The organism is Modestobacter sp. SYSU DS0875 (genome assembly GCF_054050915.1).
In genome coordinates, this window is the sequence record NZ_JBJHAH010000011.1 from 18,489 (window position 1) to 41,549 (window position 23,061).

The 23,061-nt window shown below is 75.6% G+C and carries 26 protein-coding genes and 1 riboswitch; of the genes, 11 read left to right on the plus strand and 15 right to left on the minus strand.

Annotated elements, in window-relative coordinates:
- Nucleotides 1–43 precede the first annotated feature (43 nt).
- Genes ACI79Y_RS08580 through ACI79Y_RS08605 form a run of 6 tightly spaced genes read right to left on the minus strand, consistent with a single transcriptional unit; the run spans nt 44 to nt 5,540 of the window.
- Entirely contained in the window at nt 44–1,369 is a 1,326-nt protein-coding gene (locus ACI79Y_RS08580) for a DUF2254 domain-containing protein (protein WP_457158067.1), read from the minus strand.
- Nucleotides 1,366–2,058, minus strand: a complete 693-nt coding sequence (locus tag ACI79Y_RS08585) for a spermidine synthase (RefSeq protein ID WP_457158068.1) — start codon at nt 2,056–2,058, stop codon at nt 1,366–1,368. Before ACI79Y_RS08585 ends, ACI79Y_RS08580 begins: the two co-directional genes overlap by 4 nt.
- Complete coding sequence (locus tag ACI79Y_RS08590) at nt 2,055–2,906, minus strand: 5-oxoprolinase subunit C family protein (protein ID WP_457158069.1); 852 nt, start codon at nt 2,904–2,906, stop codon at nt 2,055–2,057. Before ACI79Y_RS08590 ends, ACI79Y_RS08585 begins: the two co-directional genes overlap by 4 nt.
- Nucleotides 2,903–3,517 (minus strand): 5-oxoprolinase subunit B family protein, encoded by a 615-nt coding sequence (locus ACI79Y_RS08595; protein ID WP_457158070.1) that lies wholly within the window; start codon nt 3,515–3,517, stop codon nt 2,903–2,905. Before ACI79Y_RS08595 ends, ACI79Y_RS08590 begins: the two co-directional genes overlap by 4 nt.
- On the minus strand, nt 3,517–4,278 hold the full coding sequence (locus ACI79Y_RS08600; RefSeq protein ID WP_457158071.1) for a LamB/YcsF family protein: 762 nt from the start codon (nt 4,276–4,278) through the stop codon (nt 3,517–3,519). The genes ACI79Y_RS08595 and ACI79Y_RS08600 overlap by 1 nt, the downstream gene beginning before the upstream one ends.
- 14 nt (nt 4,279–4,292) lie before the next feature.
- Complete coding sequence (locus tag ACI79Y_RS08605; RefSeq protein ID WP_457158072.1) at nt 4,293–5,540, minus strand: NRAMP family divalent metal transporter; 1,248 nt, start codon at nt 5,538–5,540, stop codon at nt 4,293–4,295.
- 100 nt (nt 5,541–5,640) lie between these two features.
- Between ACI79Y_RS08605 and ACI79Y_RS08610 the strand changes: the two genes are divergently transcribed.
- Complete coding sequence (locus ACI79Y_RS08610) at nt 5,641–5,775, plus strand: D-glutamate cyclase family protein (protein ID WP_457158073.1); 135 nt, start codon at nt 5,641–5,643, stop codon at nt 5,773–5,775.
- A 6-nt stretch (nt 5,776–5,781) separates the two neighbouring features.
- On the opposite strand, the gene ACI79Y_RS08615 is transcribed toward ACI79Y_RS08610, so the two are convergent.
- Both ACI79Y_RS08615 and ACI79Y_RS08620 read right to left on the minus strand, forming a co-directional pair.
- Nucleotides 5,782–6,804, minus strand: coding sequence for a hypothetical protein (locus tag ACI79Y_RS08615; RefSeq protein WP_457158074.1), 1,023 nt, complete (start codon nt 6,802–6,804; stop codon nt 5,782–5,784).
- The gene (locus tag ACI79Y_RS08620) at nt 6,801–7,538 is read right to left on the minus strand and encodes a hypothetical protein (RefSeq protein ID WP_457158075.1); all 738 of its coding nucleotides are present in this window, start codon (nt 7,536–7,538) and stop codon (nt 6,801–6,803) included. The genes ACI79Y_RS08615 and ACI79Y_RS08620 overlap by 4 nt, the downstream gene beginning before the upstream one ends.
- Before the next feature lie 78 nt (nt 7,539–7,616).
- Between ACI79Y_RS08620 and ACI79Y_RS08625 the strand changes: the two genes are divergently transcribed.
- Entirely contained in the window at nt 7,617–8,402 is a 786-nt protein-coding gene (locus ACI79Y_RS08625) for a putative protein N(5)-glutamine methyltransferase (protein ID WP_457158076.1), read from the plus strand.
- Nucleotides 8,403–8,458: 56 nt separating this feature from the next.
- Here ACI79Y_RS08625 and ACI79Y_RS08630 read toward each other — a convergent pair whose 3' ends face one another.
- Both ACI79Y_RS08630 and ACI79Y_RS08635 read right to left on the minus strand, forming a co-directional pair.
- Nucleotides 8,459–9,295, minus strand: coding sequence for an HpcH/HpaI aldolase/citrate lyase family protein (locus ACI79Y_RS08630; protein ID WP_457082671.1), 837 nt, complete (start codon nt 9,293–9,295; stop codon nt 8,459–8,461).
- 78 nt (nt 9,296–9,373) lie between these two features.
- Complete coding sequence (locus tag ACI79Y_RS08635; protein ID WP_457158077.1) at nt 9,374–10,027, minus strand: hypothetical protein; 654 nt, start codon at nt 10,025–10,027, stop codon at nt 9,374–9,376.
- 46 nt (nt 10,028–10,073) lie between these two features.
- Here ACI79Y_RS08635 and ACI79Y_RS08640 point away from each other — a divergent pair, with 46 nt between their 5' ends.
- The 3 genes from ACI79Y_RS08640 to ACI79Y_RS08650 all read left to right on the plus strand — a co-directional run bounded on the left by ACI79Y_RS08640 (nt 10,074) and on the right by ACI79Y_RS08650 (nt 12,952).
- Nucleotides 10,074–10,844, plus strand: coding sequence for an SDR family oxidoreductase (locus tag ACI79Y_RS08640; protein WP_457158078.1), 771 nt, complete (start codon nt 10,074–10,076; stop codon nt 10,842–10,844).
- A 71-nt stretch (nt 10,845–10,915) separates the two neighbouring features.
- The gene (locus tag ACI79Y_RS08645; RefSeq protein ID WP_457158079.1) at nt 10,916–12,505 is read left to right on the plus strand and encodes a DUF222 domain-containing protein; all 1,590 of its coding nucleotides are present in this window, start codon (nt 10,916–10,918) and stop codon (nt 12,503–12,505) included.
- A 153-nt stretch (nt 12,506–12,658) separates the two neighbouring features.
- Entirely contained in the window at nt 12,659–12,952 is a 294-nt protein-coding gene (locus ACI79Y_RS08650; protein WP_457082663.1) for a hypothetical protein, read from the plus strand.
- Between the two features lie 158 nt (nt 12,953–13,110).
- On the opposite strand, the gene ACI79Y_RS08655 is transcribed toward ACI79Y_RS08650, so the two are convergent.
- The 4 genes from ACI79Y_RS08655 to ACI79Y_RS08670 all read right to left on the minus strand — a co-directional run bounded on the left by ACI79Y_RS08655 (nt 13,111) and on the right by ACI79Y_RS08670 (nt 16,689).
- Nucleotides 13,111–13,341 carry a DCC1-like thiol-disulfide oxidoreductase family protein gene (locus ACI79Y_RS08655; protein ID WP_457158080.1) on the minus strand — a complete coding sequence of 77 codons (231 nt, stop codon included), beginning with the start codon at nt 13,339–13,341 and terminating at the stop codon, nt 13,111–13,113.
- A gap of 192 nt (nt 13,342–13,533) precedes the next feature.
- On the minus strand, nt 13,534–15,270 hold the full coding sequence (locus ACI79Y_RS08660; protein WP_457158081.1) for a pyruvate dehydrogenase: 1,737 nt from the start codon (nt 15,268–15,270) through the stop codon (nt 13,534–13,536).
- Between the two features lie 78 nt (nt 15,271–15,348).
- The gene (locus ACI79Y_RS08665) at nt 15,349–16,260 is read right to left on the minus strand and encodes a Dyp-type peroxidase (RefSeq protein ID WP_457158082.1); all 912 of its coding nucleotides are present in this window, start codon (nt 16,258–16,260) and stop codon (nt 15,349–15,351) included.
- Between the two features lie 36 nt (nt 16,261–16,296).
- Entirely contained in the window at nt 16,297–16,689 is a 393-nt protein-coding gene (locus ACI79Y_RS08670; RefSeq protein WP_457158083.1) for a cupin domain-containing protein, read from the minus strand.
- A 177-nt stretch (nt 16,690–16,866) separates the two neighbouring features.
- On the opposite strand from ACI79Y_RS08670, the gene ACI79Y_RS08675 reads away from it, so the two are divergent.
- From ACI79Y_RS08675 to mftD, 6 genes are all read left to right on the plus strand, one after another.
- Nucleotides 16,867–17,298, plus strand: a complete 432-nt coding sequence (locus tag ACI79Y_RS08675; protein WP_457158084.1) for a DUF5709 domain-containing protein — start codon at nt 16,867–16,869, stop codon at nt 17,296–17,298.
- 114 nt (nt 17,299–17,412) lie between these two features.
- Entirely contained in the window at nt 17,413–17,961 is a 549-nt protein-coding gene (locus tag ACI79Y_RS08680) for a universal stress protein (protein ID WP_457158085.1), read from the plus strand.
- Between the two features lie 48 nt (nt 17,962–18,009).
- Entirely contained in the window at nt 18,010–18,657 is a 648-nt protein-coding gene (locus ACI79Y_RS08685; protein WP_457158086.1) for a class I SAM-dependent methyltransferase, read from the plus strand.
- Between the two features lie 163 nt (nt 18,658–18,820).
- Nucleotides 18,821–18,969, plus strand: a riboswitch (cyclic di-AMP (ydaO/yuaA leader).
- Nucleotides 18,970–18,984: 15 nt separating this feature from the next.
- Nucleotides 18,985–19,902 carry an aggregation-promoting factor C-terminal-like domain-containing protein gene (locus ACI79Y_RS08690; RefSeq protein WP_457158087.1) on the plus strand — a complete coding sequence of 306 codons (918 nt, stop codon included), beginning with the start codon at nt 18,985–18,987 and terminating at the stop codon, nt 19,900–19,902.
- A gap of 140 nt (nt 19,903–20,042) precedes the next feature.
- The gene (locus ACI79Y_RS08695) at nt 20,043–20,642 is read left to right on the plus strand and encodes a YceI family protein (RefSeq protein WP_457082645.1); all 600 of its coding nucleotides are present in this window, start codon (nt 20,043–20,045) and stop codon (nt 20,640–20,642) included.
- A gap of 177 nt (nt 20,643–20,819) precedes the next feature.
- A complete protein-coding gene (mftD, locus tag ACI79Y_RS08700; RefSeq protein ID WP_457158088.1) occupies nt 20,820–22,061 on the plus strand; it encodes a pre-mycofactocin synthase MftD in 1,242 nt (413 codons plus the stop codon).
- A gap of 90 nt (nt 22,062–22,151) precedes the next feature.
- Here the strand turns inward: mftD and ACI79Y_RS08705 are convergent, their stop codons facing one another.
- On the minus strand, nt 22,152–23,042 hold the full coding sequence (locus ACI79Y_RS08705; protein WP_457158089.1) for a maleylpyruvate isomerase N-terminal domain-containing protein: 891 nt from the start codon (nt 23,040–23,042) through the stop codon (nt 22,152–22,154).
- Between the last annotated feature and the right edge of the window lie 19 nt (nt 23,043–23,061).

Consider the following 23,061-nt stretch of genomic DNA (forward strand, 5'->3'; position numbering starts at 1 on the left):
CCGGCCGACGGACGGAGCGCCGCCGGCCGACGCTGAGCCCGGCTCAGATCGAGCGGGTCTCCCCGGCCCGGTCGGCGAAGGCGCCGACGAGGTCGCCGCCCAGCGCGAGCTGCACCCGCCGGCGCATGTCGCGCACCGCCTCGGCGTCGTCCCCGGCCGCCTGCTCGGGCAGCTGCACCACGGCGTCGTCCGCCGCGCGGGCGATCTCGGCCCGCTGCTCGTCGTCCCGGCAGGAGACGGCCACGTCGCGCAGCATCTGCAGGATCGAGGTCAGCACCGTGGGCTCGTCGCCGCCGTAGCGGCGCAGCTGCCCGCAGGACAGCTCCAGGTAGTAGCGCAGGTCCCGGTCGGGGACGACGGCGCGGCCCACGCCGTCGCCATCACGGTGGACGCTCGCGCCCAGGTGGCGGCCGACGACCCGGGACAGCAGGTCGCCCAGGTGCCCCAGCGCGGTGGCCGCGGTGACCGGGTCGTTGATGCTGGGCGACACCGCCTTGACCGCGATGTCCTCCAGCTGCCGGAAGCCGAAGCCGGCGTCCTGGTCCAGCGTCCGCTCGTAGCCCAGGTCGATGGTGGCGACCACGGCGTCGGCCAGCTCGTCGGGCACCTCGCCACCCCGCCGCGACCAGACGGTGGCGACCGGGGTCCGCCGGACCACGTGGTCACCGGGGCGGGTCTCGATCCGCACCACCGCGTCGTGCTCCCGCGCCACCTCGACCAGCCGGTCGACGTCGATGCTGCGCACGTAGCCGCTGGCGGTGGCGGCGACCAGCCGGCCGGTGGCCTGGTCGAGGTGCAGCTGCTCGGGGTCGTCGAGCGGCTCGTCGTAGTCCGGGTAGAAGGTGGCGAGTGCCCGCTTCGTCTCGTCGTGCACCTTGAGCATGAGGGTGTCCACCCGCAGCAGCCGGGTCATGTGCGAGATGAACGTCAGGCCCGCGGCGAACGCGGCGATGCCCAGCAGCAGCGCGACCAGCGCGCTGACCACCGGCACCGGCGAGGAGCTGCTGAGCTGCCGGATCGCCACGATGCTGAACACGAACGCCCCGGTGAGGGTCGCCAGTACGCCCTTGGAGACGCGGTCCTGGGTGACCTCGCGCAGCAGCCGCGGGGAGAACTGCTGGCTGGCCAGCTGCAGCGCCACCACGGTGAGGCTGAACGTCAGGGTCGTGATGGTGACCACCGCGGTGGCGACCACCTGGAACAGCGTGGACGCCGCGGCCTGGTCGCCGGGCCACAGCCGCGTCAGCCAGCCGCCGGAGGGCCGGATCATGGTCAGTACCACGGCCGCGCCCGCCGCCACGACCCCGCTGACCAGAGGTCCGACCCACAGCGGGAGCCGGGAGCTCTCCGCGCTGCCCTTGTTCGTCACGACCGGCCTCCGGTGCGCCGGGCGATCGCGATCGCGTGGTCGAAGGCCCGGCCGTCGCGCTCGACCGGGAGCACGAGGTGTTCGACGGCGGTGGCCTCGGGCAGCCTCCGCAGCTGGTCGGCCAGCTCGGGCACCGGGTCGCTCGCCCAGATGGCCAGCACCCCACCGGGCCGCAGGGCGGCCAGCGCGCGGGTGAGCCCCGGCCCCTCGTAGAGCCCGGCGTTGCCCTGGTGCACCAGGAACGCCGGACCGTTGTCGACGTCGAGCAGCACCGCGTCGTACCTCCCGGGGTGGTCGGCCAGGTGCGCGGCGACGTCGGCGGTGTGCAGCCGGAGCCGCGGGTCGGCGGGCAGCGCGGGGAGCAGCCCGTCGCCCGCCCAGCCGACCAGCGCCGGCTGCAGCTCGACCACGTCGACGGCGCCGACGCGCGGTTCGGCCAGCACGGTGGCCGCCGTCCAGCCCAGCCCCAGCCCGCCGACCAGCACCCGCAGCCCCGCGCCGGCGCAGCGGGCCAGCGCCTCGGTGGCCAGCGCCCGCTCGGTGGAGGTGTCGACGTCGTCCATCGCGAACACGCCGTCGACGATCAACTCCAGGTGCGCGACGCCGTCGTCGCCGGTGCGCCGGCGCAGCGCCACCTCGCCGTGCGGGCCGCCGGCCCGGCCGAGCAGCTGCACGTCCTCGTCGATCACGGGGACGAGTGTGCGGCAGGGTGCAACCGCAGCGACTGGCCGGGGCGGAGCTGGGCGCAGCGGTCGACGTCGGCGTCGGTGACGTAGCCGATCACCGGGTAGCCGCCGGTCACCGGGTGGTCGGCCAGGAACAGCACCGGCAGCCCGGACGGCGGCACCTGCAGCGCTCCCCGCACCATCCCCTCGCTGGGCAGCTCCCCGGTGCGCAGCCGCTCCAGTGGGGCACCGTCCAGCCGCAGCCCCACCCGGTTGCTCTCGCTCGTCACCGTCCACGACTGGCCGGTGAGCGCGGCCCAGCCGGCGTCGCCGAACCAGTCCTGCCGCGGCCCGGGCAGCACGGCGACCGTCACCTCGCCGTCCGGCGGGTCGGGCACCGGGGCCAGGTCGACGCCGGGCGCCGGGTCGACCGGTTCGCCGACCGGGAGCACGTCGCCGGCGGCGACCACCGCGGGGCCGAGCCCGGCCAGCAGGTCGGTGGCCCGGGAGCCGAGCACCGGCGGGACGGCGATGCCGCCACGGACGCCCAGGTAGGTGCGCAGCCCGCTGGCCGGCGGGCCCAGCCGCAGCTCGCTGCCGGCGCGGAGCACGGTCGGGGCGTCGTGCGGGGCACCGGGGCAGCGCGCGCCGGTGGTGACCACGAGCAGGTCGGCCTCCGCGCGGACGGCGAGCCCGCCGAGGGTCACCTCCAGCACGGCGGCGTCCGCGCGGTTGCCCACCAGCCGGTTGGCCAGCGCGGCCGACGCCCGGTCGCAGGCGCCGGAGCGGCCGATGCCCAGCGCGGCCTGCCCCGGACGGCCGCCGTCCTGCACGGTGGTCAGCGGCCCGGTGGCGAGCACGGTCAGGCTCATCGCGGCACCGCCGTGAAGCGCACCCGGGTGCCCGGCCGGAGCAGCGCCGCCGGGTCGCGGTCCAGGTCGAACGCCGCGACGTCGGTGCGGCCGATCAGCTGCCAGCCACCGGGGGACTCGCGCGGGTAGACGCCGCTGAACTCCCCGGCCAGCGCTACCGAGCCCGGCGGCACCTTGGTGCGCGGGGTCGCCCGCCGGGGCACGTCCCACTGTCCGCCGGGCTGGGTGAGGTAGCCGAAACCGGGGGCGAAGCCGCAGAAGGCCACCGTCCACTCGGCGCCGGTGTGCCGCTCGACCAGCCCGGCCGGGGTGAGCCCGAGCAGCTCGGCGGCCTCGGCCAGGTCAGCGCCGTCGTAGTGCACCGGCAGCTCGACGGAGTCGCCGGCGGCCTGCGCGTCCGGGCGTGGGGGCGTCGCCCGCACGGCGTCGGCGACCGCGGCCAGGGTGGTGACCGCGGGGTCGGTCACCAGCAGCACCGTGCGGGCGGCCGGGACGACGTCGACCACCCCGGGGGGCGGGTCGGCGCTGAGCGCGGCGTACAGCGCGAGCACGTCGTCGAGCCCGTCCAGCTCGACCAGCAGGGCGGCGCTGCCGCTGGGGAGGAGGCGCATCAGGCCGCGAACGCCGACAGCTCCACGCCGGCGTCCGTCAGCGCGGCGCGGACCTGCCGGGCGATCTCCACCGCGCCGGGGGTGTCACCGTGCACGCAGATCGACCCCGGCCGCAGCGTCAGCTCCCCGCCCTCGACGTCCCGGATCGGTTCGCCGGTGGCCATCGCCACGCACCGCGCGGCGATCTCGGCCGGGTCGTGCAGCACCGCGCCGGTCAGCCGGCGGGAGACCAGCGTGCCCCCGGGGGTGTACGCGCGGTCGGCGAACGCCTCGTGCACCACGGTCAGCCCGGCCTCGGCCGCCAGCCGGAGCCACGCCGAGCCGGGCAGCCCGAGCACCGGCAGTTCCCGGTCGTAGGCGACGACGGCGGCGACCACCGCGGCCGCCTGCTCCTCGTGGTGGACGATCGCGTTGTAGAGCGCGCCGTGCGGCTTGACGTAGCGCACCCGGTCGCCGGCGATCCGGGCGAAGCCCTCGAGTGCACCGATCTGGTAGACGACGTCGGCGGTCAGCGCCTCGGGCTCGACGTCGATGAACCGCCGGCCGAAGCCGGGCAGGTCGCGGTAGCCGACCTGGGCGCCGATCGCCACGCCGGACTCGACGGCCCTCGCGCAGACGCGCCGCATGATCGTGGCGTCGCCGGCGTGGTAGCCGCAGGCCACGTTGGCGCTGGTGACGACGCCCAGCAGCGCGTCGTCGTCGCCGAGCGTCCACTGGCCGAAGCCCTCACCGAGGTCGGAGTTGAGGTCCACAGCGGTCATGGGTCCAGCCTCCCTCACGAGAACAGGTCGATGACGGGCTGGATCGACCGCACCGCCAGGTACAGGGTCAGCAGCCAGGCGACCCAGCCGATCGCGAGCAGCCAGCGCGGGTAGCGGTAACCGTTCAGCAGGTCGGTGCGGCGGGTGGCCACCCACAGCAGGACGGCGATCCCGATCGGCAGCAGCAGCCCGTTGAACGCCCCGGCGAACACCAGCAGCGTGGTGGGTGCGGTGCCGATCAGCACGTAGACCAGCGAGGTGACCGCGATGAACCCGACGACCAGCCAGGTGCGGGTGCGGTCGGAGGTCGCCGTCCGGGAGGTCACGAACGACACCGAGGTGTAGGAGGCGCCGATGACGCTCGTGATCGCCGCGGCCCACAGCACGATGCCGAAGACCCGCAGGCCGACCTCGCCGGCGGCCTGCTCGAAGGCCGACGCCGCCTGGTTGGTCGGGTCGAGCGCCGCACCGCCGGTGACCACGCCGAGGATCGCCAGGAACAGCACGACCCGCATGACCGCGGTGATCAGGATGCCGGTGACCGAGCCCCGGGTGATGTCCCGGACCCGGCCGGGGCCGGAGACGCCCGAGTCCAGCAGTCGGTGCGCGCCGGCGTAGACGATGTAGCCGCCGATCGTGCCGCCGACCAGGGTGGTGATCGCCAGGACGTCGATCTCCTCGGGGAGCACCACGTTGCGCAGGGCCTGGCCCACCGGCGGGCCGGAGGTGATCGCGACGTAGCTGGTCAGCACGATCATCACCAGCCCGAGGGCGACGACGATCCGGTCGACGGCGACCCCGGCCCGCCTGCTCAGGAAGATGCCGATGGCGATCAGCGCGGAGAGGGCGCCGCCGATCTTCGGGTCGAGCCCCAGCATCGCGTCGGTGCCCAGTCCCGCGCCGCTGACGTTGCCGATGTTGAACACCAGCCCGCCGATCAGCAGGAAGGCGGCCATCACCCAGCCCAGGCCGGGGGCGACCAGGTTGCCCAGCTCCTGGGCCCGCCGCCCGCTGACGCCGATGACCCGCCAGACGTTCAGCTGGAGCGCGATGTCGATCAGGATCGAGATGACGATCGCGAACGCGAACGCGGCGCCCAGCTGCACCGTGAAGGTCGTCGTCTGGGTGATGAAGCCGGGACCGATGGCCGAGGTGGCCATCAGGAACATCGCGCCCAGCAGGGTGGACCGGGTGCTCGACGCCAGCCGTCCGCCGGGCGCGGTGGACGGCTCGGCGGGGGTGGGCTGCGGTTCGGCTGCCATGGCTGGCTCCCGGTGCGGAGGAGGGTCGGGGTGCCCGCGGCGGAGTCACTGGCCGGGGGATCGTGCCGCTGGCGACCGAACCTAGTTCCAGACCGGTGACGTGCCGGTGTTCTGGGCATGCGCGGTCACGCCGCAGGCGGCGCAGAGGGCGTCCCGCCCGCCGTTCGCGATCACCCACGCGCCGGGGCGCATGTTCGTCACCGACGTCCCCGACGCCGCCCACCGGCAGCTCTGAGCGGCCCTATCCGCCGGCGGCGGTGCGGAAGCAGGCAGCGATCTGCTCCTCCCGGGCCGCCTGCTCGGCGCTGCTCAGCTCGCCGGGGGGCGAGTCGCCCCAGCCCTCCAGGTGGCCGTCGGGGGACAGCTGGACGTCGATCCCGAGCTGCTCGAGGCACGGCGGGAGGTCGGTGCCGTCGATCGGGCCGGTCGGGAACTCCAGGTACCTCGGCCCCTCGCCGGTGGTGAACGGGTAGACGGGCAGCGCGCCCGCGCTCATCCGCACCTGACCGGCGCCCCAGGTGATGGGTGTCGCCACCACGCCCAGCGGTGCCCCGTCGACCATCGGCAGCGGGTCGAAGTCGCGGACCAGGTCGCCGTCGGGCGCACGGTCCAGGCTGGGGGAGTACTCCGCCACCGCGCCGGGCTCGGCCAGGACGAGCAGCGGCCCGGTGTCCGCAGAAGCGTCCATGAGCGCCAGCCGCTCGCGGCCGGTGATCGGCATCGACGTGACGGTGGGCGTCAGCGCGGCGGGCTCGGCACCCCGGGGGCCGGTGAACCACGCCCAGGTCCACTGCGCTCCGGCGCGGGCGATCACCACGACCCAGCGGTGCCCCCCGGGGACGTCGCCGGCGTAGACCACGCGCTGGGTGCCCGGCTCCGGCGCCGGCGCGTCCCCGCCGTAGGAGACGCCATCCAGCCCGACGTCGAGGCTCCAGTCGAGCGCGGCCACCGCGGCCAGGAACTCCTCGTCGTCGGCGAGGGAGCCGCGCACCGGCACGTCGTAGAGGACGGGAGGCGGGGTGACGACCGGAGCCCGGGGTGCCCGGTCGGCGCCCGGCGCCCGGGCCGTCGTCCCGGCGAACGACGCGCCGGTGGCCAGCAGGACGACGGCCACGGCACCGGCGCACCACGCGACCGCGCGGCGGCGGCGACTCCGGGCCAGCGCGGCCGCCCTGGCCGCGGTGCTCGTGCCGTCCGGGGGATCGGCCAGGGCGGTGAGCTCGCGCAGCCGGGCGGCGACGGCCTGCTCGACCGGGGTCGTCACGACGGCCGCCGGTAGATCGCGTCGGGGTCCTCATCGGTTGGCGGACGGTCCGGTTCGGCCGGCACCGGCACGGGGGCAGGGAGCGGCGTCGGCCGTGGACGGGGGGCGCGGGGTGGCGGCGAGGTGGCGGGCCGGCGATAGACCGCGTCCGGGTCGTCGTCCGGGTCGTGCTCCAGCGCGTCGTCGTCAGCGGGTGCGCGGGTGACCGCGGCTGGTCCCGGCGTGGGCGTGGGCGTGGGTGCGGGTGCCGCGGGGGCGCCGCCCGGTGCGGCGTTCGCGTCCGCGAGCAGTGGCCCGAGGACGGCCAGCGCCTCGGCGAGCGCTCCGGCGACGTCGGTGGTCGAGCAGCTCAGCAGCGCCGCGACCGCCGGCTCGTCGAGCTGCTCGTGCAGCCGCAGCACCGCGACGGCCCGGGTGCGCGGGTCGAGGGCGGCGAGCGCCCGCAGCCACGTCCGGTCGGCGTCGGGGAGCTGGTGGTCGCCACTGGCGTCGACCACCACCGCGTCACCGCCCCCGGCGTCCCGCAGCGAGGCCCGGACCAGCACGTCGCGGGTCTCCTCCCGCGCCTCGCCGGGCGACCCCAGGTGGCGCCACCGGCGGTGGGTGCGGGCCAGCGCCACGACGAGGAGCTCGCGGGCCGCGGACCGGTTCCCGGTCAGCAGCAACGCCGTGCCGAGCAGGTCGGGCTCCGCGTCGGCGACGAACGCCGGGAAGCCGGTGCCCCGCTGGTCCACGCGCCCCTCCTCCCGCTCGTCAGCGGAACCGTATCGACCCGATGCGGTCGCGGGGGACAGGCGCACACTGACGACCTGATGCCGTCTCCCGATCCGACCACGCACGCGACCGTGGTGGCCCGACTGCGCGCGGCCGGGTGCGTGTTCGCCGAGGAGGAGGCGGAGCTGCTGGCCGAGGCCGCGCGCGGGCCCCGGCACCTGGAGCAGCTGGTGACCCGGCGGGTGGCCGGCGAGCCGCTGGAGCAGGTGCTGGGCTGGGCCGGGTTCTGCGGCCTGCGGGTGGCCGTGGCGCCGGGCGTGTTCGTCCCGCGCCGCCGTACCGAGTTCCTGGCGGCCGAGGCGGTGGCCAGGGCCGGGCGGGGCAGCGTCGTCGTCGACCTGTGCTGCGGCACCGGTGCGGTCGGGCTGGCCGTGGCGGTCGCCGTCGGCGCGGTGCGGCTGCACGCGGCCGACATCGATCCCGTGGCGGTCGCCTGCGCCCGCCGGAACCTGGCACCGCTCGGCGCGTGGGTGCGGCAGGGCGACCTGTTCGACGCCCTCCCGTGGTCGCTGCGCGGGCAGGTGGACGTGCTGGTGGTCAACGCCCCCTACGTGCCGACGGACGCGATCGCACTGATGCCGCGCGAGGCGCGCGAGCACGAGGCCCGGGTCGCGCTGGACGGCGGACCGGACGGCGTCGCGGTGCACCGCCGGGTCGCGGCCGGCGCGGGCGGGTGGCTCTCGCCCGGCGGATCACTGCTCATCGAGACCAGCGAGGAGCAGGCTGCGGTCACCGAGGCCGCGGTGGCCACCGGCGGGCTGCGCACCACCGTGCTGCACGACGAGGACCTCGACGCGACCGTCGTCGTCGGTACCCGCCCCTGAACGCACGACGGCCCCCACCCGGTGGGTGGGGGCCGTCGGTCGGTCGCGCCGGCGCGTCAGATCGGCTGGACGCCGAAGGCGGTGGCCAGCTTCTCGATCTTGCGGGCCCGGCCGAGCCGGGGGAGGTCGCTGCCGTCGCGGATGACCTGGCCGCGGGCGTCGAAGTCGGCCAGGAAGTCCCGCGCCCAGGCGACGTCGGACGGCGTCGGGCTGATGACCTCGTTGATCACCGGCAGCTGGTCCATCTGCAGGCACAGCTTCCCGGTGAGGCCCAGCGAGACGGTGGTCGCGGACTGCTCGCGCAGGATCGGGTGGCTGGTGCTCACCGTCGGCCCGTCGATCGGGCCGGGCAGGCCGCCCACCCGGCTGGCCACGACCAGGCGGGAGCGGGGGTAGGCCATCGCCAGGTCGTCGGCGCTGGTGCCGGTGTCGCGGCGGTAGTCGCCGCTGCCGAACGCCAGGCGGAACGCGCCGCGGGCGCGGGCGATGTTCACCGCCTCCTCGATGCCGAGCGCGGACTCGACCAGCGCGAGCACCGGGGTCTTGCCGCCGAGCCGGTCGTAGGTCTCGGTGACGTGCTCGGCGGCCTCGGTCTTGGCCAGCATGACGCCGTTCAGGCCGGGCAGCCCGGCCAGCTCGGCGACGTCGTCGGCCCAGAAGGGCGTCGAGTGGTCGTTGATCCGCACCCACGCGCGCTTCTCGCCGCTGGAGAGCCACTCGACGACGTCGGCGCGGGCCTCCGGCTTGCGGGCCGGGTCGACCGCGTCCTCGATGTCGAGGACGATCTGGTCGGCGCGGGAGTCGTGCGCCTCGTCGAACAGCTCCTTGCGGGCGCCGTTGACGAGCAGCCACGAGCGGGCGATCTCTGGGTCGACGTTCCTGCCTCTGTGCACCCGGCCATTCTGGGGCCCCGGCCGCCGTCCGGCCCGCCCGGGGTCCGCTCGTGTCGCGGCGGCGCGCGGCCGGACCGGTCAGGCCGCACGGGCGGCGAGCCGGTCGAGCAGGCCCACGTGCCAGTCGACGTCGACCCGCCGGCCGATCGTGCCGCGGGGGCGGACCAGGTCGAACCGGACGAGCCCCGGCCCGCCGCCCGGCAGCCGGCCGTCGGCCCACAGCAGCGCCACGTGCGAGCGGGCGGGACCGGCCTCGGCGGGGTCGTCGAGGGCCAGCTGGGTCTGCAGCACCGGCCGCTGCCGGTAGAACGCGCGCAGCCCCTGGGTGTCGGCGGCCGGCAGCTCGCCGTCGTCGGAGTGCCAGACCCGCAGCACGTCGGTGGGGGTGTGCAGGATCAGGCCGCTCATCGGCAGGCCGAGGTTGTCCGACCCCGGGTCGAGCAGGTCGAGCTGGCCGCTCAGCGGGCCGTCCTCCAGGTGCGCGCCGAAGGGCCGCAGCCGCTCCATCGCCTCCCGGCGGACCAGTTGGTGGTCCAGGTGCCGGTCGGCCGAGGGCTGCCACCCGTGCTCGGCGTGGATCCGCCGGCTGACCGCGATCCCCGCAGCGAGCGCCTCCTGCACGGCGAGCAGCAGCGGACGCAGCCGGGCGACCACCGCGTGCGGTCGGCTGTCGTCCTCCGGCGTGCTGGCCGGTGCCGGTGCCGGTGCCGTGCTGTCGGGGGAGGTCTCCACACCCCGAGTCTGCCGTCGGGGGGTGACAGGACCGAGGATCACCGCTGTGAGCGCCCCCGCCGAGTCGGCGTCCCGTCCGGTCACCGTCGTCACCGGGGGAGGGCGCGGCATCGGTGCGGCGGTGGTCGCCCGGCTGGCGCGCGACGGCCACGACGTCGCCGTCGGCTACCGGGCCGACGAGGGCAGTGCCGAGCAGGTGGTCGCCGGTGCACGCAGGGCCGGCGCGCGGGCGGTGGCCGTCCGGGCCGACGTCAGCGAGCCGGCCGACGTCGACGCGCTCTTCGCCACGGCCGCCGCCGAGCTCGGCCCGGTGACCGGGCTGGTCGCCAACGCCGGGGTGACCGCGCACCTCGGCGACCTGGCCGACACCCCGGTCGACGTCGTCCGGCAGGTGCTCGACGTCAACCTGCTCGGCGTCGTGCTGTGCGCCCGCCAGGCGGCCCGAACCATGTCACGGCGGCGCGGAGGGCCGGGCGGTGCGATCGTCGCGGTCTCCTCCAGCGCGGCGACGCTGGGGTCACCCCACGAGTACGTGCACTACGCCGCCGCCAAGGCCGGGGTCGACGCGCTGGTCGTCGGCCTGGCGAAAGAGCTGGCGGACGACGGCGTGCGCGTCAACGCCGTCGCGCCCGGACTGGTGGAGACCGGCATCCACGCCGGTGCGGGGGATCCCGGCCGGCCCGCCCGCGTGGTCGGCCGGGTGCCGCTCGGACGGGCCGGGCGGCCCGACGAGATCGCGCCGGCGGTCGCCTGGCTGCTGTCCCCGGAGGCGTCCTACTGCACGGGTGCGGTGCTGCGGGTGGCCGGCGGGCTGTAGCGGCCAGATCCTGGGGCGAGCGGCCTGCGCGTGCCGCCGGAACTGTCGGTGATCGAACGTATGTTCGGTTCATGTCGCGGAGGCGTGGGTCGAGCGTGGTCGAGGGGGTGTTGCTCGACTGGGTGGTGGAGCACCCGGTCGAGCCGTCCCGGCTGCCGGCGGCGTGGCTGAGCGATGAGGAGTTGGCCGCGGAGTTGCAGCGGGTGCAGCGGCGCCGCGCGCAGGACACCGCCTACGAAGCCGAGCTCATCCTCACCCTGGCCGCCGACCGTCCGGGGTCGGCTGATCCACCGCCGGACCATCCGGGTGCGCGGCGGGCGGGGTGGACGGCGCAGCCGGCCGACGGTGAGGTGAGTGAGTTCTTCACCGCCGAGCTGGCCACGGTGCTCAACGTGGGGCGGGGAACGGCGGCCATCCGGCTGACCCGGGCGTTGACCTGGGCCCGGAAGCTGCCGGCCACGTTCGCCGCGCTGCGGGCCGGGGAGCTCGACGAGCGCCGCGCCCAGCAGCTCGCCGACGCGTTGCAGCACACCAGCGCCGAGGTCGCCGGCCGGGTGGAGGACGCGCTGCTGGGTGAAGCGACCGACGTGTCGGTGACCGGGCTGGGCAAGCGCGCCACCGAACTCATGCTGCGGTTCGATTCGGCCGCGGCCGAGGAGCGCCGGGCGGAGGCGGAGAAGGCCGCCGACGTGTACGTCTATCCCTCCGCTGCTGATGGGCGGGCGGTGCTGGCCGCGGACCTGCCGGCCGACGAGGCCGCCGAGTGCCACGATCTGCTCGACCAGTTGGCGCGGATGCTCAAGGCCGACGGTGACCCCCGGCCGATCGGGGCGCTGCGCACCCACGTGCTGTCGGCGCTGGTCCGCCGCCCCGCCGACCACGGCCTGCCGCTGGTGGCGGCGAACCTGACGGTCACCGCCGCGCTGGCGGCGCTGGAGGGCGGGGTGACGCCGGGTGAGGTGAGCGGGCTGCCGATCACCGCCGCCCACCTGCGCGACCTGCTCACCCGGGTCGGCGCGCTCGGGCTCGCCGCTCCTGAGGGCGGCACCCTCACGTTCGCGATCACCGGCCCGGACGGGGAACTGCTGGCCACCCTCACCCCGGCCGAGCTGGCGCGGCTGGCGGAGCGGGGCTGCCCCGACCACCCCGGCCCCAGCAACGGCGAGCAGAGCGACGCCGAGCAACGTGACGCCGAGCAGAACGACGCCGAGCAGGGCGACGGGGGTGCGTCGTGCAGCTGTCCGGTGCTCGGGCCGCCGCCACCCACCGAGCGCTACGAGCCCACCGCACGGCAACGGGCCTTCGTGACCACCCGCGACCGGCGCTGCCGCTTCCCCAACTGCGGCCAGCGCGTGGGGTGGGCCGACCTCGACCACGTCGTCCCCCACGCCTGCGGCGGTGAGACCGACTGCGCCAACCTCTGCTGCCTGTGCCGCAGCCACCACCGGCTCAAGACCCACGCCCCCGGCTGGCACTTCGCCATGACCCCCGACGGCACGCTGCAGGTCACCACCCCGAGCGGGGTCACCCGCACCACCCGACCACCCGGCCTCCGACCACCTCCGCCGGAACCGGCCGAGCGATTCGGCGGGCCCGAGCCACCAGTCGCCGGCCCCGAATCACGACCGACCGAGCCCGCCGACGACCCGCCGCCCTTCTGAGATTGCGGGGAGAGGTGCTGCGACCGTGCACGGCTCTGGTCAGCGAGCCGGGTCACCGTCCAATCGGTGTGACTGGTGTGCCGGTAGTTGCTGTGCCGCGCTTCGTCGACCACTCGAGTCCCGGCGACGCAGGCTCGTGCCGATAAGAGCAGCGTGATCCGTCAGGACGTCCCGCAGGGCTCGCCGCGGAGCCCGCAGTGGTTCGACCCCGAGCACCAGGCCGACATCCTCGCGGCCTTCGACCATCACCTGGCCTCGGGGCTGCACGAGCGCACTCCGTTCTGCCCGCGCCCGGAGCGCGTGCTTGAACTGGGTCAACTCGCTGCCGCCAGCGCACTCCCCGCCCGTGCCGCCCTCCTCCGGTGGGGCGCGCTGCCTGCCTCGGTGCGCAGTCACCTGCTCACCGGCTGGTACGGGGTCCGCGAACCCCGCCGCCACGCCGCCTGACCGCACGCGCGCTCCGCCCACGTGCGGCTGACACACGCGCGTCAGCCGTACGACCGCCCTGCCCATGCGATCCGGCCGCACGACTGGCTGACTGCACGACCGCCTGACCGCACGCTCGCGTCATCAGTGCGGGCGGTGGGCGGCCGCACTGGCCGGCGTCAGCCGGCGCCGCGGTCCCGGACCGGCGGTGGCGTGGGCAGCGCGCAGGCGGGCGTGCCGCCGGGCAGGCGCATCCGGTTCGCCGCCACCAGCCGGTACACCGCCGCGGCGAGCCAGCGGACCGGCGGCAGCACCAGCAGGAGGCCCAGCAACGGCAGCGGCCGGCGGCTCACCAGCAGCGCGTGCGCCACCGCCTGAGCGCCGCCGTCCACCCGCCCCGACCGCCGCACCCACAGCACCTCACGCGCCGCCCGCTCGGCCGTGGTGCCAGCGCAGGCAGGTCGGCCGCCTGCCAGGCCAGCACCTCCGCGTCGGCGGGGAGCACCCGCGGCGCCCAGCCGGCCACCCGCTGGCAGAAGCCGCAGTCGCCGTCGAACAGCAGCACCGGCCGGGCCACGGTCACCTCCACGGACGGGTGCGGGTCACGGCCGCGGGACGTTCCGCAGGTTGCTGCGGGCCAGGTCGATCATCTTCCCGACCCCGCCGCCCAGGACCATCTTCGACGCGGTCGCCGCGAACCCCCGGATCTGCTCACCGGTGATCGCCGGCGGGATGGACAGCGCGTTCGGGTCGGTCACGAACTCCATCAGCACCGGCCCCGGCGCGGCCAGCCCCGCGGCGAGGGTGTCCCGCACCTCCCGGGGGTCCTCCACCCGCATCGACCGGATGCCGACCGCGGCCGCGATCGCGGCGAAGTCCGTCGGCTCGTGGTCGGTCTCGAAGTCCGGGATGCCGTCGACCATCATCTCCAGCTTCACCATGCCGAGCGACGCGTTGTTGAACAGCACGATCTTGACCGGCAGCCGGTGCAGCCGGGCGGTGATCAGCTCGCCGAGCAGCATCGCCAGCCCGCCGTCCCCGCTCATCGACACCACCTGCCGCCCGGGCGCGGCGAACTGGGCCCCGATCGCGTGCGGCAGCGCGTTGGCCATCGACCCGTGCCGGAACGACCCGATCACCCGCCGCCGGCCGTTCGGCGTCAGGTAGCGCGCCGCCCACACGTTGCACATCCCGGTGTCCACGGTGAACACCGCGTCGTCCGCGGCGAGCTCGTCCAGCTGCGCGGCCACGTACTCCGGGTGGATCGGCCGCATCTTCTCCACCCGGTGGGTGTAGGCGTCGACCACCTTCTCCAGCGACGCCGCGTGGTCACGCAGCATCCCGTCCAGGAAGCTCCGGTCGGTCTTGCGCTCCAGCAGTGGCAGCAGCGCCCGGATCGTCTCCCCGACGTCGCCGTGCACGGCCACCTCGAGGGGGCTGCGCCGCCCCAGATGGGCGGCGTCCGCATCGACCTGCGCGGTCCGCGCCTGCGGCAGGAAGTTCACGTACGGGAAGTCGGTGCCCAGCAGCACCAGCAGGTCGGCCTCGTGCGTCGCCTTGTGCGCCGCGCCGTAGCCGAGCAGGCCGCTCATGCCGACGTCGTAGGGGTTGTCGTACTGGATGAACTCCTTGCCGCCCAGTGCGTGCCCCACCGGGGCGAGCACGTGCTCGGCCAGCTGCATCACCTCGTCGTGGGCGTCCCGGCAGCCGGCGCCGCAGAACAGCGTGACCGTGCCGGCGGCGTTGATCGCGTCGGCCAGCGCCTGCACCTGCTCGGCCGGCGGCCGGACGGGGGAGGGGCGGGCCACCATCGCCGACTCGACGGTCTCGCCACCGGACTCCTCGGCGGCCAGGTCACCGGGGAGCACGACGACGGAGACACCCTGCTCGCCGACGGCGGTCTGGATCGCCACCCGGAGCGCCTGCGGCATCTGCTTGGGGGTGACCACCTCGCACCAGGACGAGCAGTCCTGGAACGTCCGCTCCGGGTGGGTCTCCTGGAAGAAGGCCGTCCCGATCTCCTGGGACTGGATGTGCGAGGCGATCGCCAGCACCGGCGCCCCGCTGCGGTGCGCGTCGTACAGCCCCTGGATCAGGTGGGTGTTGCCCGGCCCGCAGGAACCCGCGCAGACCGCCAGGCGCCCGGTCACCTGCGCCTCGGCCGCCGCGGCGAAGGCGCCGCCCTCCTCGTTGGCCACGTGCACCCACTCGATGCCGTCGGTGTGCCGGACGGCGTCGACGATCGGGTTCAGCGAGTCACCGACCACGCCGTAGATCCGTTCCACCCCCGCGGCGCGGAGCATCTGCACGAGCTGGACGGCGACGGTCGGATGTGCCACGGGTGCTCCTCCGGACGGTGGGTCGGACGCCTGCTGCCGCACTCCTACCCGTGGCCGGTGGGCTGAACATGAACGGGGTCAGTCCTGCTCGGGCGGGGCGAACCGGGCGAGCGCCTCGACCGCCGGGCAGGTGTAGTAGGCGCCGGTCAGCGGGGTGAGGAAGCCGGTCAGGCCGTCCCGGACACCGTCCGTCGCCCCGGCCATCCGGCGCAGCATCTCGTGCAGCCGCCACCGGTCCCGGGCGAAGCCGACGAACGCCGTCCCGTGGTCGGTGACCCCGCCGTAGGCCACGTTGCGCCGGAAGACCTGCCGCTCCTCGCCGTCCACCTCCACGGTGGTGCGCACGACGTGCGCGCTGGGCAGCTGCTCGTCGTCGGGGAGCTCGATGCTGTCCGCCTTGGTCCGGCCCATCATCCGTTCCTGGCCGTACTCGCCCAGCGACTCCCAGGTGGCGGAATCGTGCCGCCACACCTGGAACAGGACGACGCTCGCCCCGGCGCCCGGTTCCCCGGCCGGCACCGCGGCGACCTCGGCCGCCCGCAGCAGGGACGGGTTCTCGGTTCCGTCGATGAAGCCGGTCAGGTCGCGGTCGTGCCGGTAGAGCCAGCCGGTCACCTCGGCGGCCACCCGGGCCACACCGGCGAGGGCGGCGAGCACCGCCCGGGCGTTGTCGAACACCGCCGTCCGGTCGCCGCCGGCCACCCACACCCAGGCGTCGTGCTGCGTCGCCGGCATCCGGTAGCGCCCGGCGCCGACGACCGGTTCGTCGAACCCCGCGGCGTCGGCCGGTGCGTCGGCCGGGGCGACGGCGGCCCACAGCTCCGGACGGAAGCCGACGACCACGTTGACGCCGCCGGTCGTGGAGAGCGGACCGGTCAGCCCGGCCACCCCGCGGACCAGGTCCTCCGCGGAGCGGCCGGGCTCCAGGTCGAGCTCGAGGTGGCAGTGCTCAGGGGTGCCGAGGGCGAAGATGCCCGGTTGCGACGTCACGTCGTGCAGCCTGCCGGACCCGGCACGTCGCGAGCGTCAGTCGCTGGACGGCGGCTCGTCCTTGCCGGCCTCCTCGAGCGCGTCGGCCTCCTCCTTGGTCTTGTGCACGGCCTTGTCGGCGTGCTCCGGCGGCCCGTAGACGGTGTAGAGCACCAGTGGGTTGACCCCGTCGTTGACGAAGTTGTGCTTCTTGCCGGCCGGCACGACCACCAGGTCGCCCTGCGCGACCTTCTTCTCCTGGCCGCCGACCCTGGCCCTGGCGGTGCCGCTGACGAAGGTCAGGATCTGGTCGACGTCGTGCACCTCCTCGCCGATCTCCCCGCCCGGCGGGATCGTCATGATCACCAGCTGGGTGTGCTCGCCGGTCCACAGCACCCGACGGAAGTCGGCACTCTGCTCGGCGACGGTGGCGATGGTGAAGTGCTCCATGGACGCCGGTCCTCCGTTCCCTCGATCCGCTGACCGGCGCGCGCCGGTCGCGACGGTCAGTCAAGAGCAGGTCGGCCGACGGCGCGATCCGAGAGCCCGTCCCCGACACCCTGGTGGATGTGGCCGCGCGGGGGGATGCTGACCGCCGTCAGCGCCGCCCGGCCCCCGGAGGCAGCCATGCGCACGCACCACGACGGCACCGACCCGGCCACCGTGGCCGCGGTCTCGGACACCCTCGAACCGGACACCGACGACGACACCGCGGGCTGGTCCCCGCCCGACCGGCCGTGGGTGTCGACCGGCTGGGGCACCACCGAGCGCGAGGAGGAGGCCGGCGAGAGCCTCTCCGGCCGGCTGGCCCGCGAGCTCCGCGACGGCGGGACCGACGACCGCGACGACGAGGGTGACGGTCTGGGCGACGACGCCGGCACCGACGGCGAGCTCCTCGACGACGAGGTCGGCGACGACCGCGCGGGCCGGCTGGCCGACGCCGACGACGACGGCCTGGTCGACCGGGAGGCCGAGCTGTACGCCGAGGACGAGGGCATCGACGGGGGAGGGGCGTCGGCGGAGGAGGCCGCGGTGCACCTCGTGCGGAACGGCGGCTGACCCGGGACCTCCGGCTCTGTGCGACCGGCGGCCCGGTGGGCCAGGCTGGTGCGAGCAGCCAGCCCGGTCGCCGGTGGCAGACACGGGGCAGGTGGGCACGGACAGGAGGACGCGGTGACCGAGCAGGACGGCACGCGGGACGCGCTCGCGGCGGAGGTCGACGAGGCCATGGGCAACGCGGCTGGGGACATGGCGTCCGCGGAGACGTCGACCGGGGCGGTCGGGGGCGGCGTCGTCGTCGGCCACGACGGTTCCGGGTGCGCCCAGGAGGCGCTCGTGTGGGCGGCCGGCCTGGCCGAGCGGGCCGGGTGGCCGCTGCACGTCGTCCGTGCCTGGCGGATCGCCACCGCGCCCCAGCCGGCCAGCTGGTCGCCGGGCTACGTCCCGCCGGTGAGCGACTACGAGAAGGCGGTCCAGGCCGACCTGGAGGCCGACGTCGTCGCGGCGCTCGGCCAGGACCGCGCCGCGGGGGTCACCTGCCACGTCGCGCACACCTCACCGGTGAAGGCGCTCATCGCCGCCGCCGGGCAGGCCGACGTGCTGGTGGTGGGTGCCCGTGGCCGCGGTGGCTTCGCCGGCCTGCTGCTCGGCTCGACCAGCGACCAGGTCACCCGGCACGCGCCCTGCCCCGTCACCGTGGTCCGGAGCGACCGCGAGGACTGAGACCACCCCGGCGGGGCGCGGCCGGGCCCGTGGGTGTCCACTGTCCGGGTGCCCGCCCCTGACCGCGTCCCGCCGTCCTTCCTGCAGGCCCACACCCGGGTCGAGCGGCCCACCCTGGTGCCCGAGGTGCGGCTGCACGTCGCCGACGACGTCGTCGCCCTGTGGGAGGCGATGGAGACCGAGGCCGGCGGCGCCGGCCAGGACCCGCCGTTCTGGGCCGCGGCCTGGCCCGGCGGCCAGGCGCTGGCCCGGTACGTCCTGGACACCCCGGAGCTGGTCGCCGGCAAGCGGGTGCTGGACCTCGGTGCCGGGAGCGGCCTGGTCGCCGTGGCGGCGCTGCTCGCCGGGGCCGCGCACGTCGTCGCCAGCGACGTCGACCCCTACTCGCACGCCGCGGTCGCGCTCAACGCCGAGCTCAACGGGGTCACCGGGATCGAGGTGGTGGGCGACGTGCTGGGCGAGGACGGGCCGGACGTGGACGTCGTACTGGCCGGGGACGTCTGCTACGACCGAGAGATGACCGCCCGGGTGCTGCCGTACCTGGGCACCCACTGGCTGCGCGGCGCCACCGTCCTGCTCGGGGACCCGGGCCGCGCCTACCTGCCGCGGGAAGGGCTGCTGCCGGCCGCCACCCACGCCGTCCCGGACGCCGACGGTGGGCAGGTCCGCCGGACGACGGTCTGGCGCCTGCCCTGAGACGCGTGCGACCGGCGCGACCTGCGGGACGGATCACACCCCGCTGACCAGGGGCGTCGTGGCACATCCCGACGAACTGGCGACGGAGCATTGTCACGAGGTCGTAAAGCGCCTTACCGTGGGCGGGTCCGGCCGGACGTCACGTCCCCACCCGGGGAGCCCGCGCCGGATGCCGCCGAGTCGCTGATCGCAGCGATCCGGGGACCCACCGCAGCACTGGGGTGAATCCCGCCCGGGCACGCGCCCGGCCGGGTAGGGCGCCTTCCCGCCCGAATCCGTCAGCTAACCCGGTAGGCGGCCACGGAAGAGCCCGGAGCCCCCTCCTTCATGTCCCCACGCGCCACCCCGCACGACCACGCCGGGCACGACCTGCCGGCCGACGGAGACCTGCCCACCACGGTCCTCCCCGTCGCCGGAGAGGAGACCTCCCGCCGCGCCCGCCGCCTGGCGCCCCCGGCCGGCCTGCGCCGTCCGGCGATGTACCTGGCCGCCGCCGCGGTCGGCGCGGTCGTGGTGAACGTCGTCGTGAGCGGGCAGACCGGCGCGCAGGCCACCGCGGCGCCCGAGCCGGTGAGCATCGCCAGCCAGCTGGGCCTCACCGCCCAGCACGCCAGCACCGTCGTCGCCGAGGGGCAGGTCGGCGACCGGCTCGGGGCGCTGGCGGCCGACCGCAGCCAGCGCCAGGAGGCCGAGGCCGCCGCGCAGCAGGCGCAGGCCGCCGCCGTCGCCGCGGAAGAGGCACGGCTGGCCGAGGAGGCGCGCAAGGCCGAGGAGGCGCGGCTCGCGGAGGAGGCGCGCAAGGCCGAGGAGGCGCGCAAGGCCGAGGAGGCACGGAGAGCCGAGGAGGCGCGGAAGGCCGAGCAGGCGGCTGCGGCTGCAGCCCCGCGGTCGCAGTCCGGCTCCCGGTCCTCCGGTGGCGGTGCCCCCGCCCCCGCCCCGGCCCCCGCCGCGCCGGCCGGCTCCTTCCAGAGCTACGCGCTGTCCCAGCTGGGCGGGGACGCCGGTCAGTTCTCCTGCCTGGAGAAGCTGTGGGGCAAGGAGAGCGGCTGGAACCCCAACGCGCAGAACCCGCGCAGCACCGCCTACGGCATCCCGCAGTTCCTGGACTCCACCTGGAAGGGCACCGGGATCGCCAAGACCTCCGACGGCTACCGTCAGATCGACGCCGGCCTGATCTACATCAACAACCGGTACGGCTCGCCGTGCGGCGCGTGGTCGCAGTCGCAGTCCGCCGGCTGGTACTGATCGACCCAGCACCGACGAGGAGGGGCCGCTCGCACCGGGCGGCCCCTCCTCGCGTGCCCAGCACGTCACCGCCCTGCCCGAATGTCACCCCCATCGGTCAGGATCACCGGGTGGACCACCCCGACCAGGAGGGCTGAACCGTGGGCAAGCACCGGGCACCCGAGCCCGCGGCCTCGGACTTCGACGCCGCGACGGCCGCGTTGGCCGACGTGACCGGCGACTACGTCGTCGACGCCGCGCACACCCGCATCGGCGTGCGGGCACGGCACGCGATGGTGACGACGGTGCGCGGCGCGTTCACCGAGTTCGCCGGCACCGCCCATCTCGACACCGCCGACCCGGGTGCCAGCACCGTGTCGCTGCGCATCCGCACCGCCAGCATCGACACCGGCGCCCCCGACCGCGACGCGCACCTGCGCTCGCCGGACTTCCTGGACGTCGAGCGGTTCCCGGAGATGCGCTTCGACTCGACCGCGGTGCGGCAGGTCGACGACGAGGTCTACCGGGTCACCGGCGACCTGACCATCAAGGACGTCACCCGCACCGTCGAGATCGACTTCACCCTGACCGGCTCGGCGCTGGACCCGTTCGGCAACACGCGGGTCGGCTTCGAGGGCGCGCTGGCGATCAAGCGCAGCGACTGGGAGCTGACCTGGAACGCGGTCCTCGAGACCGGTGGCGTCCTGGTCAGCGACCGGATCCAGGTGGAGTTCGACGTCTCGGCGATCCGAGCCGGCTGACCCGGCGCGTCACCGCGCGCCGGGTCGCGCGCCCCGGCGGGCGGTGTCCGGGAGGCGGAAGGCTTGTGTCCCAGACCACTTCTCCCCGGCTACGGTGGCACTGAGTGCCAGCGGCTGCGGCCGCAGGCACCGGGGGACGACGGCGTCCCCCGGTCCGAGCAGCAGGGGAGTGCGCAGATGGCGAACGCGTGGTTCGAGACGGTGGCCGAGGCACAGCGCCGGGCAAAGCGGCGGTTGCCGAAGGGCGTCTACGGGGCGTTGGTCGCCGGCTCCGAGCGCGGGTTGACCGTCGACGACAACCTGGCCGCCTTCGCCGAGCTGGGCTTCGCCCCGCACACCGCCGGGCTGGCCAACGGCCGGCAGACGGCCACCCGCGTCATGGGCCAGGACCTCGCGCTGCCGGTGCTGATCAGCCCGACCGGGGTGCAGGCCGTGCACCCCGACGGGGAGGTCGCCGTGGCGCGGGCCGCGGCCGCCCGCGGCACCGCGATCGGGCTCTCGTCGATGGCCAGCAAGCCGATGGAGGAGGTCATCGCCGCCAACCCGCAGACCTTCTTCCAGCTCTACTGGGTCGGCGACCGCGACCTGATGGCCGCCAAGGTCGAGCGGGCCCGGCGGGCCGGGGCGGCCGGGCTGATCGCCACGCTGGACTGGTCGTTCTCCTACGGCCGCGACTGGGGCAGCCCGTTCATCCCCGAACGCATCAACCTCGAGGCGGTGCGGCGGTACGCCCCGCAGGTGGCCCTCAAGCCCAGCTGGCTGTGGGACTTCGCCCGGACCAGGAAGCTGCCCGACCTGACCGTGCCGAACATGGTCGCCCACCCCGGCGACCCGGCGCCCACCTTCTTCGAGGCCTACGGCATGTGGATGCAGTCGCCCATGCCGACCTGGGAGGACGTCGCCTGGCTCCGGGAGCTGTGGGGTGATGACCGGCCGTTCATGCTCAAGGGCGTGATGCGCGTCGACGACGCCAGGCGGGCCGTCGACGCCGGGGTCACCGCGATCTCCGTCTCCAACCACGGCGGCAACAACCTCGACGGCACCCCGGCCTCCATCCGTGCCCTGCCGGCGATCGCCGAGGCCGTCGGCGACCAGGTCGAGGTGTTGCTGGACGGCGGCATCCGGCGCGGCGGCGACGTCGCCAAGGCCCTCGCCCTGGGCGCGAAGGCCGTGATGATCGGTCGCGCCTACCTCTGGGGCCTGGCGGCCAACGGGCAGGCCGGCGTGGAGAACGTGCTCGACGTGCTGCGTGACGGCCTCGGCTCGGCGATGGTCGGCCTCGGACGGGAGTCGGTGGCCGACCTGTGCCGGGACGACGTCGTCGTCCCGCCCGGCTTCGAGCGGTACCTGGGCGTCGACCAGGTCGCCGACGCACCCGCGGAGAGCGTCCCCGCGCAGCACCGGCCCGCCCGGGCCTGATCGGACCCGGCGCCCGGTGACGTGTGCCGGGCGCCGATGGCTGCTGGCGCCGAGGGGTTCTGGCCGGAGCTGCACCGTTGCCTGTGACGGTCAGCCGCGGCGCAGCCGGCCCAGCAGCCCACCCGCGCCGCCGAGGGTGCGGGCGGCCAGCTGCAGGAGGGGGCCGCCGGGGATGCCGGGCGCGGACTCGACGACCGGCGCCAGCCTCATCAGCCCGGCCAGTTGGTGCACCGCGAGCCGACGGCGGGCGAGCGCGGCCACCGGGTTCGCCCGGCCGGAGGCGGCGTCCAGCAGCAGGTCGGCCGGCGCCTCGACCGCGGGGCCGGCCGGCCGCCCCGAGGGCACGTGCCTCACGGTCCAGCCGCCGTCGGCCGCGGCGAACGTCCAGCCGCCGTCGGGGGTGGTCAGGGTGGCGCCCGCGGTGATGCCCGCGGCCGTGGTCAGCGCGCCCGTCACGTCGGCGAGGGCGGCCAGGCCGGCCTGCAGGCTCTCCCGCGGCGGCGCGGGGGCGCCGGCGGAGACCAGGTCCAGGCCGTGCACGGCCAGCTCGTACGCCTGCCCGAGGACGACGCTGAGCAGCGGCAGCCGCCCCACGGTGGACACCGTCGGGGCGGTGTCCAGCTCGGCCGGCGCCTCGGTCAGGTAGCGCACCGTCGCCGCCCGGGCGCGCTCGAGGGCGGCGAGCACCTCGGCGCGGCTCGCGTCCCGGTGCGCGGTGGTGACCCGCGCGTTGACCACGTTCGGGTCCGCGGGGGTGCCGGTGGCACCGGACCGGGCGCCGGCGACCAGGTCGTCGAGCGCGGCGGCGTCCGGCCACACGCCCAGGTCCGTGCAGACCTCCTGGGCGCGCCAGCCCGGCAACCGGGTGCGGCGGTGCAGGTCGACGGCGTCGGCCTGGGCCAGGAAGCCGTCCCAGGCGCCCAGCACCAGCCGGCCGACCTCGTCCCGTCCGGCGTCGGTCATCCCGCGGGCTGCGCTCATGCCCGGCGCCCTACCCGCG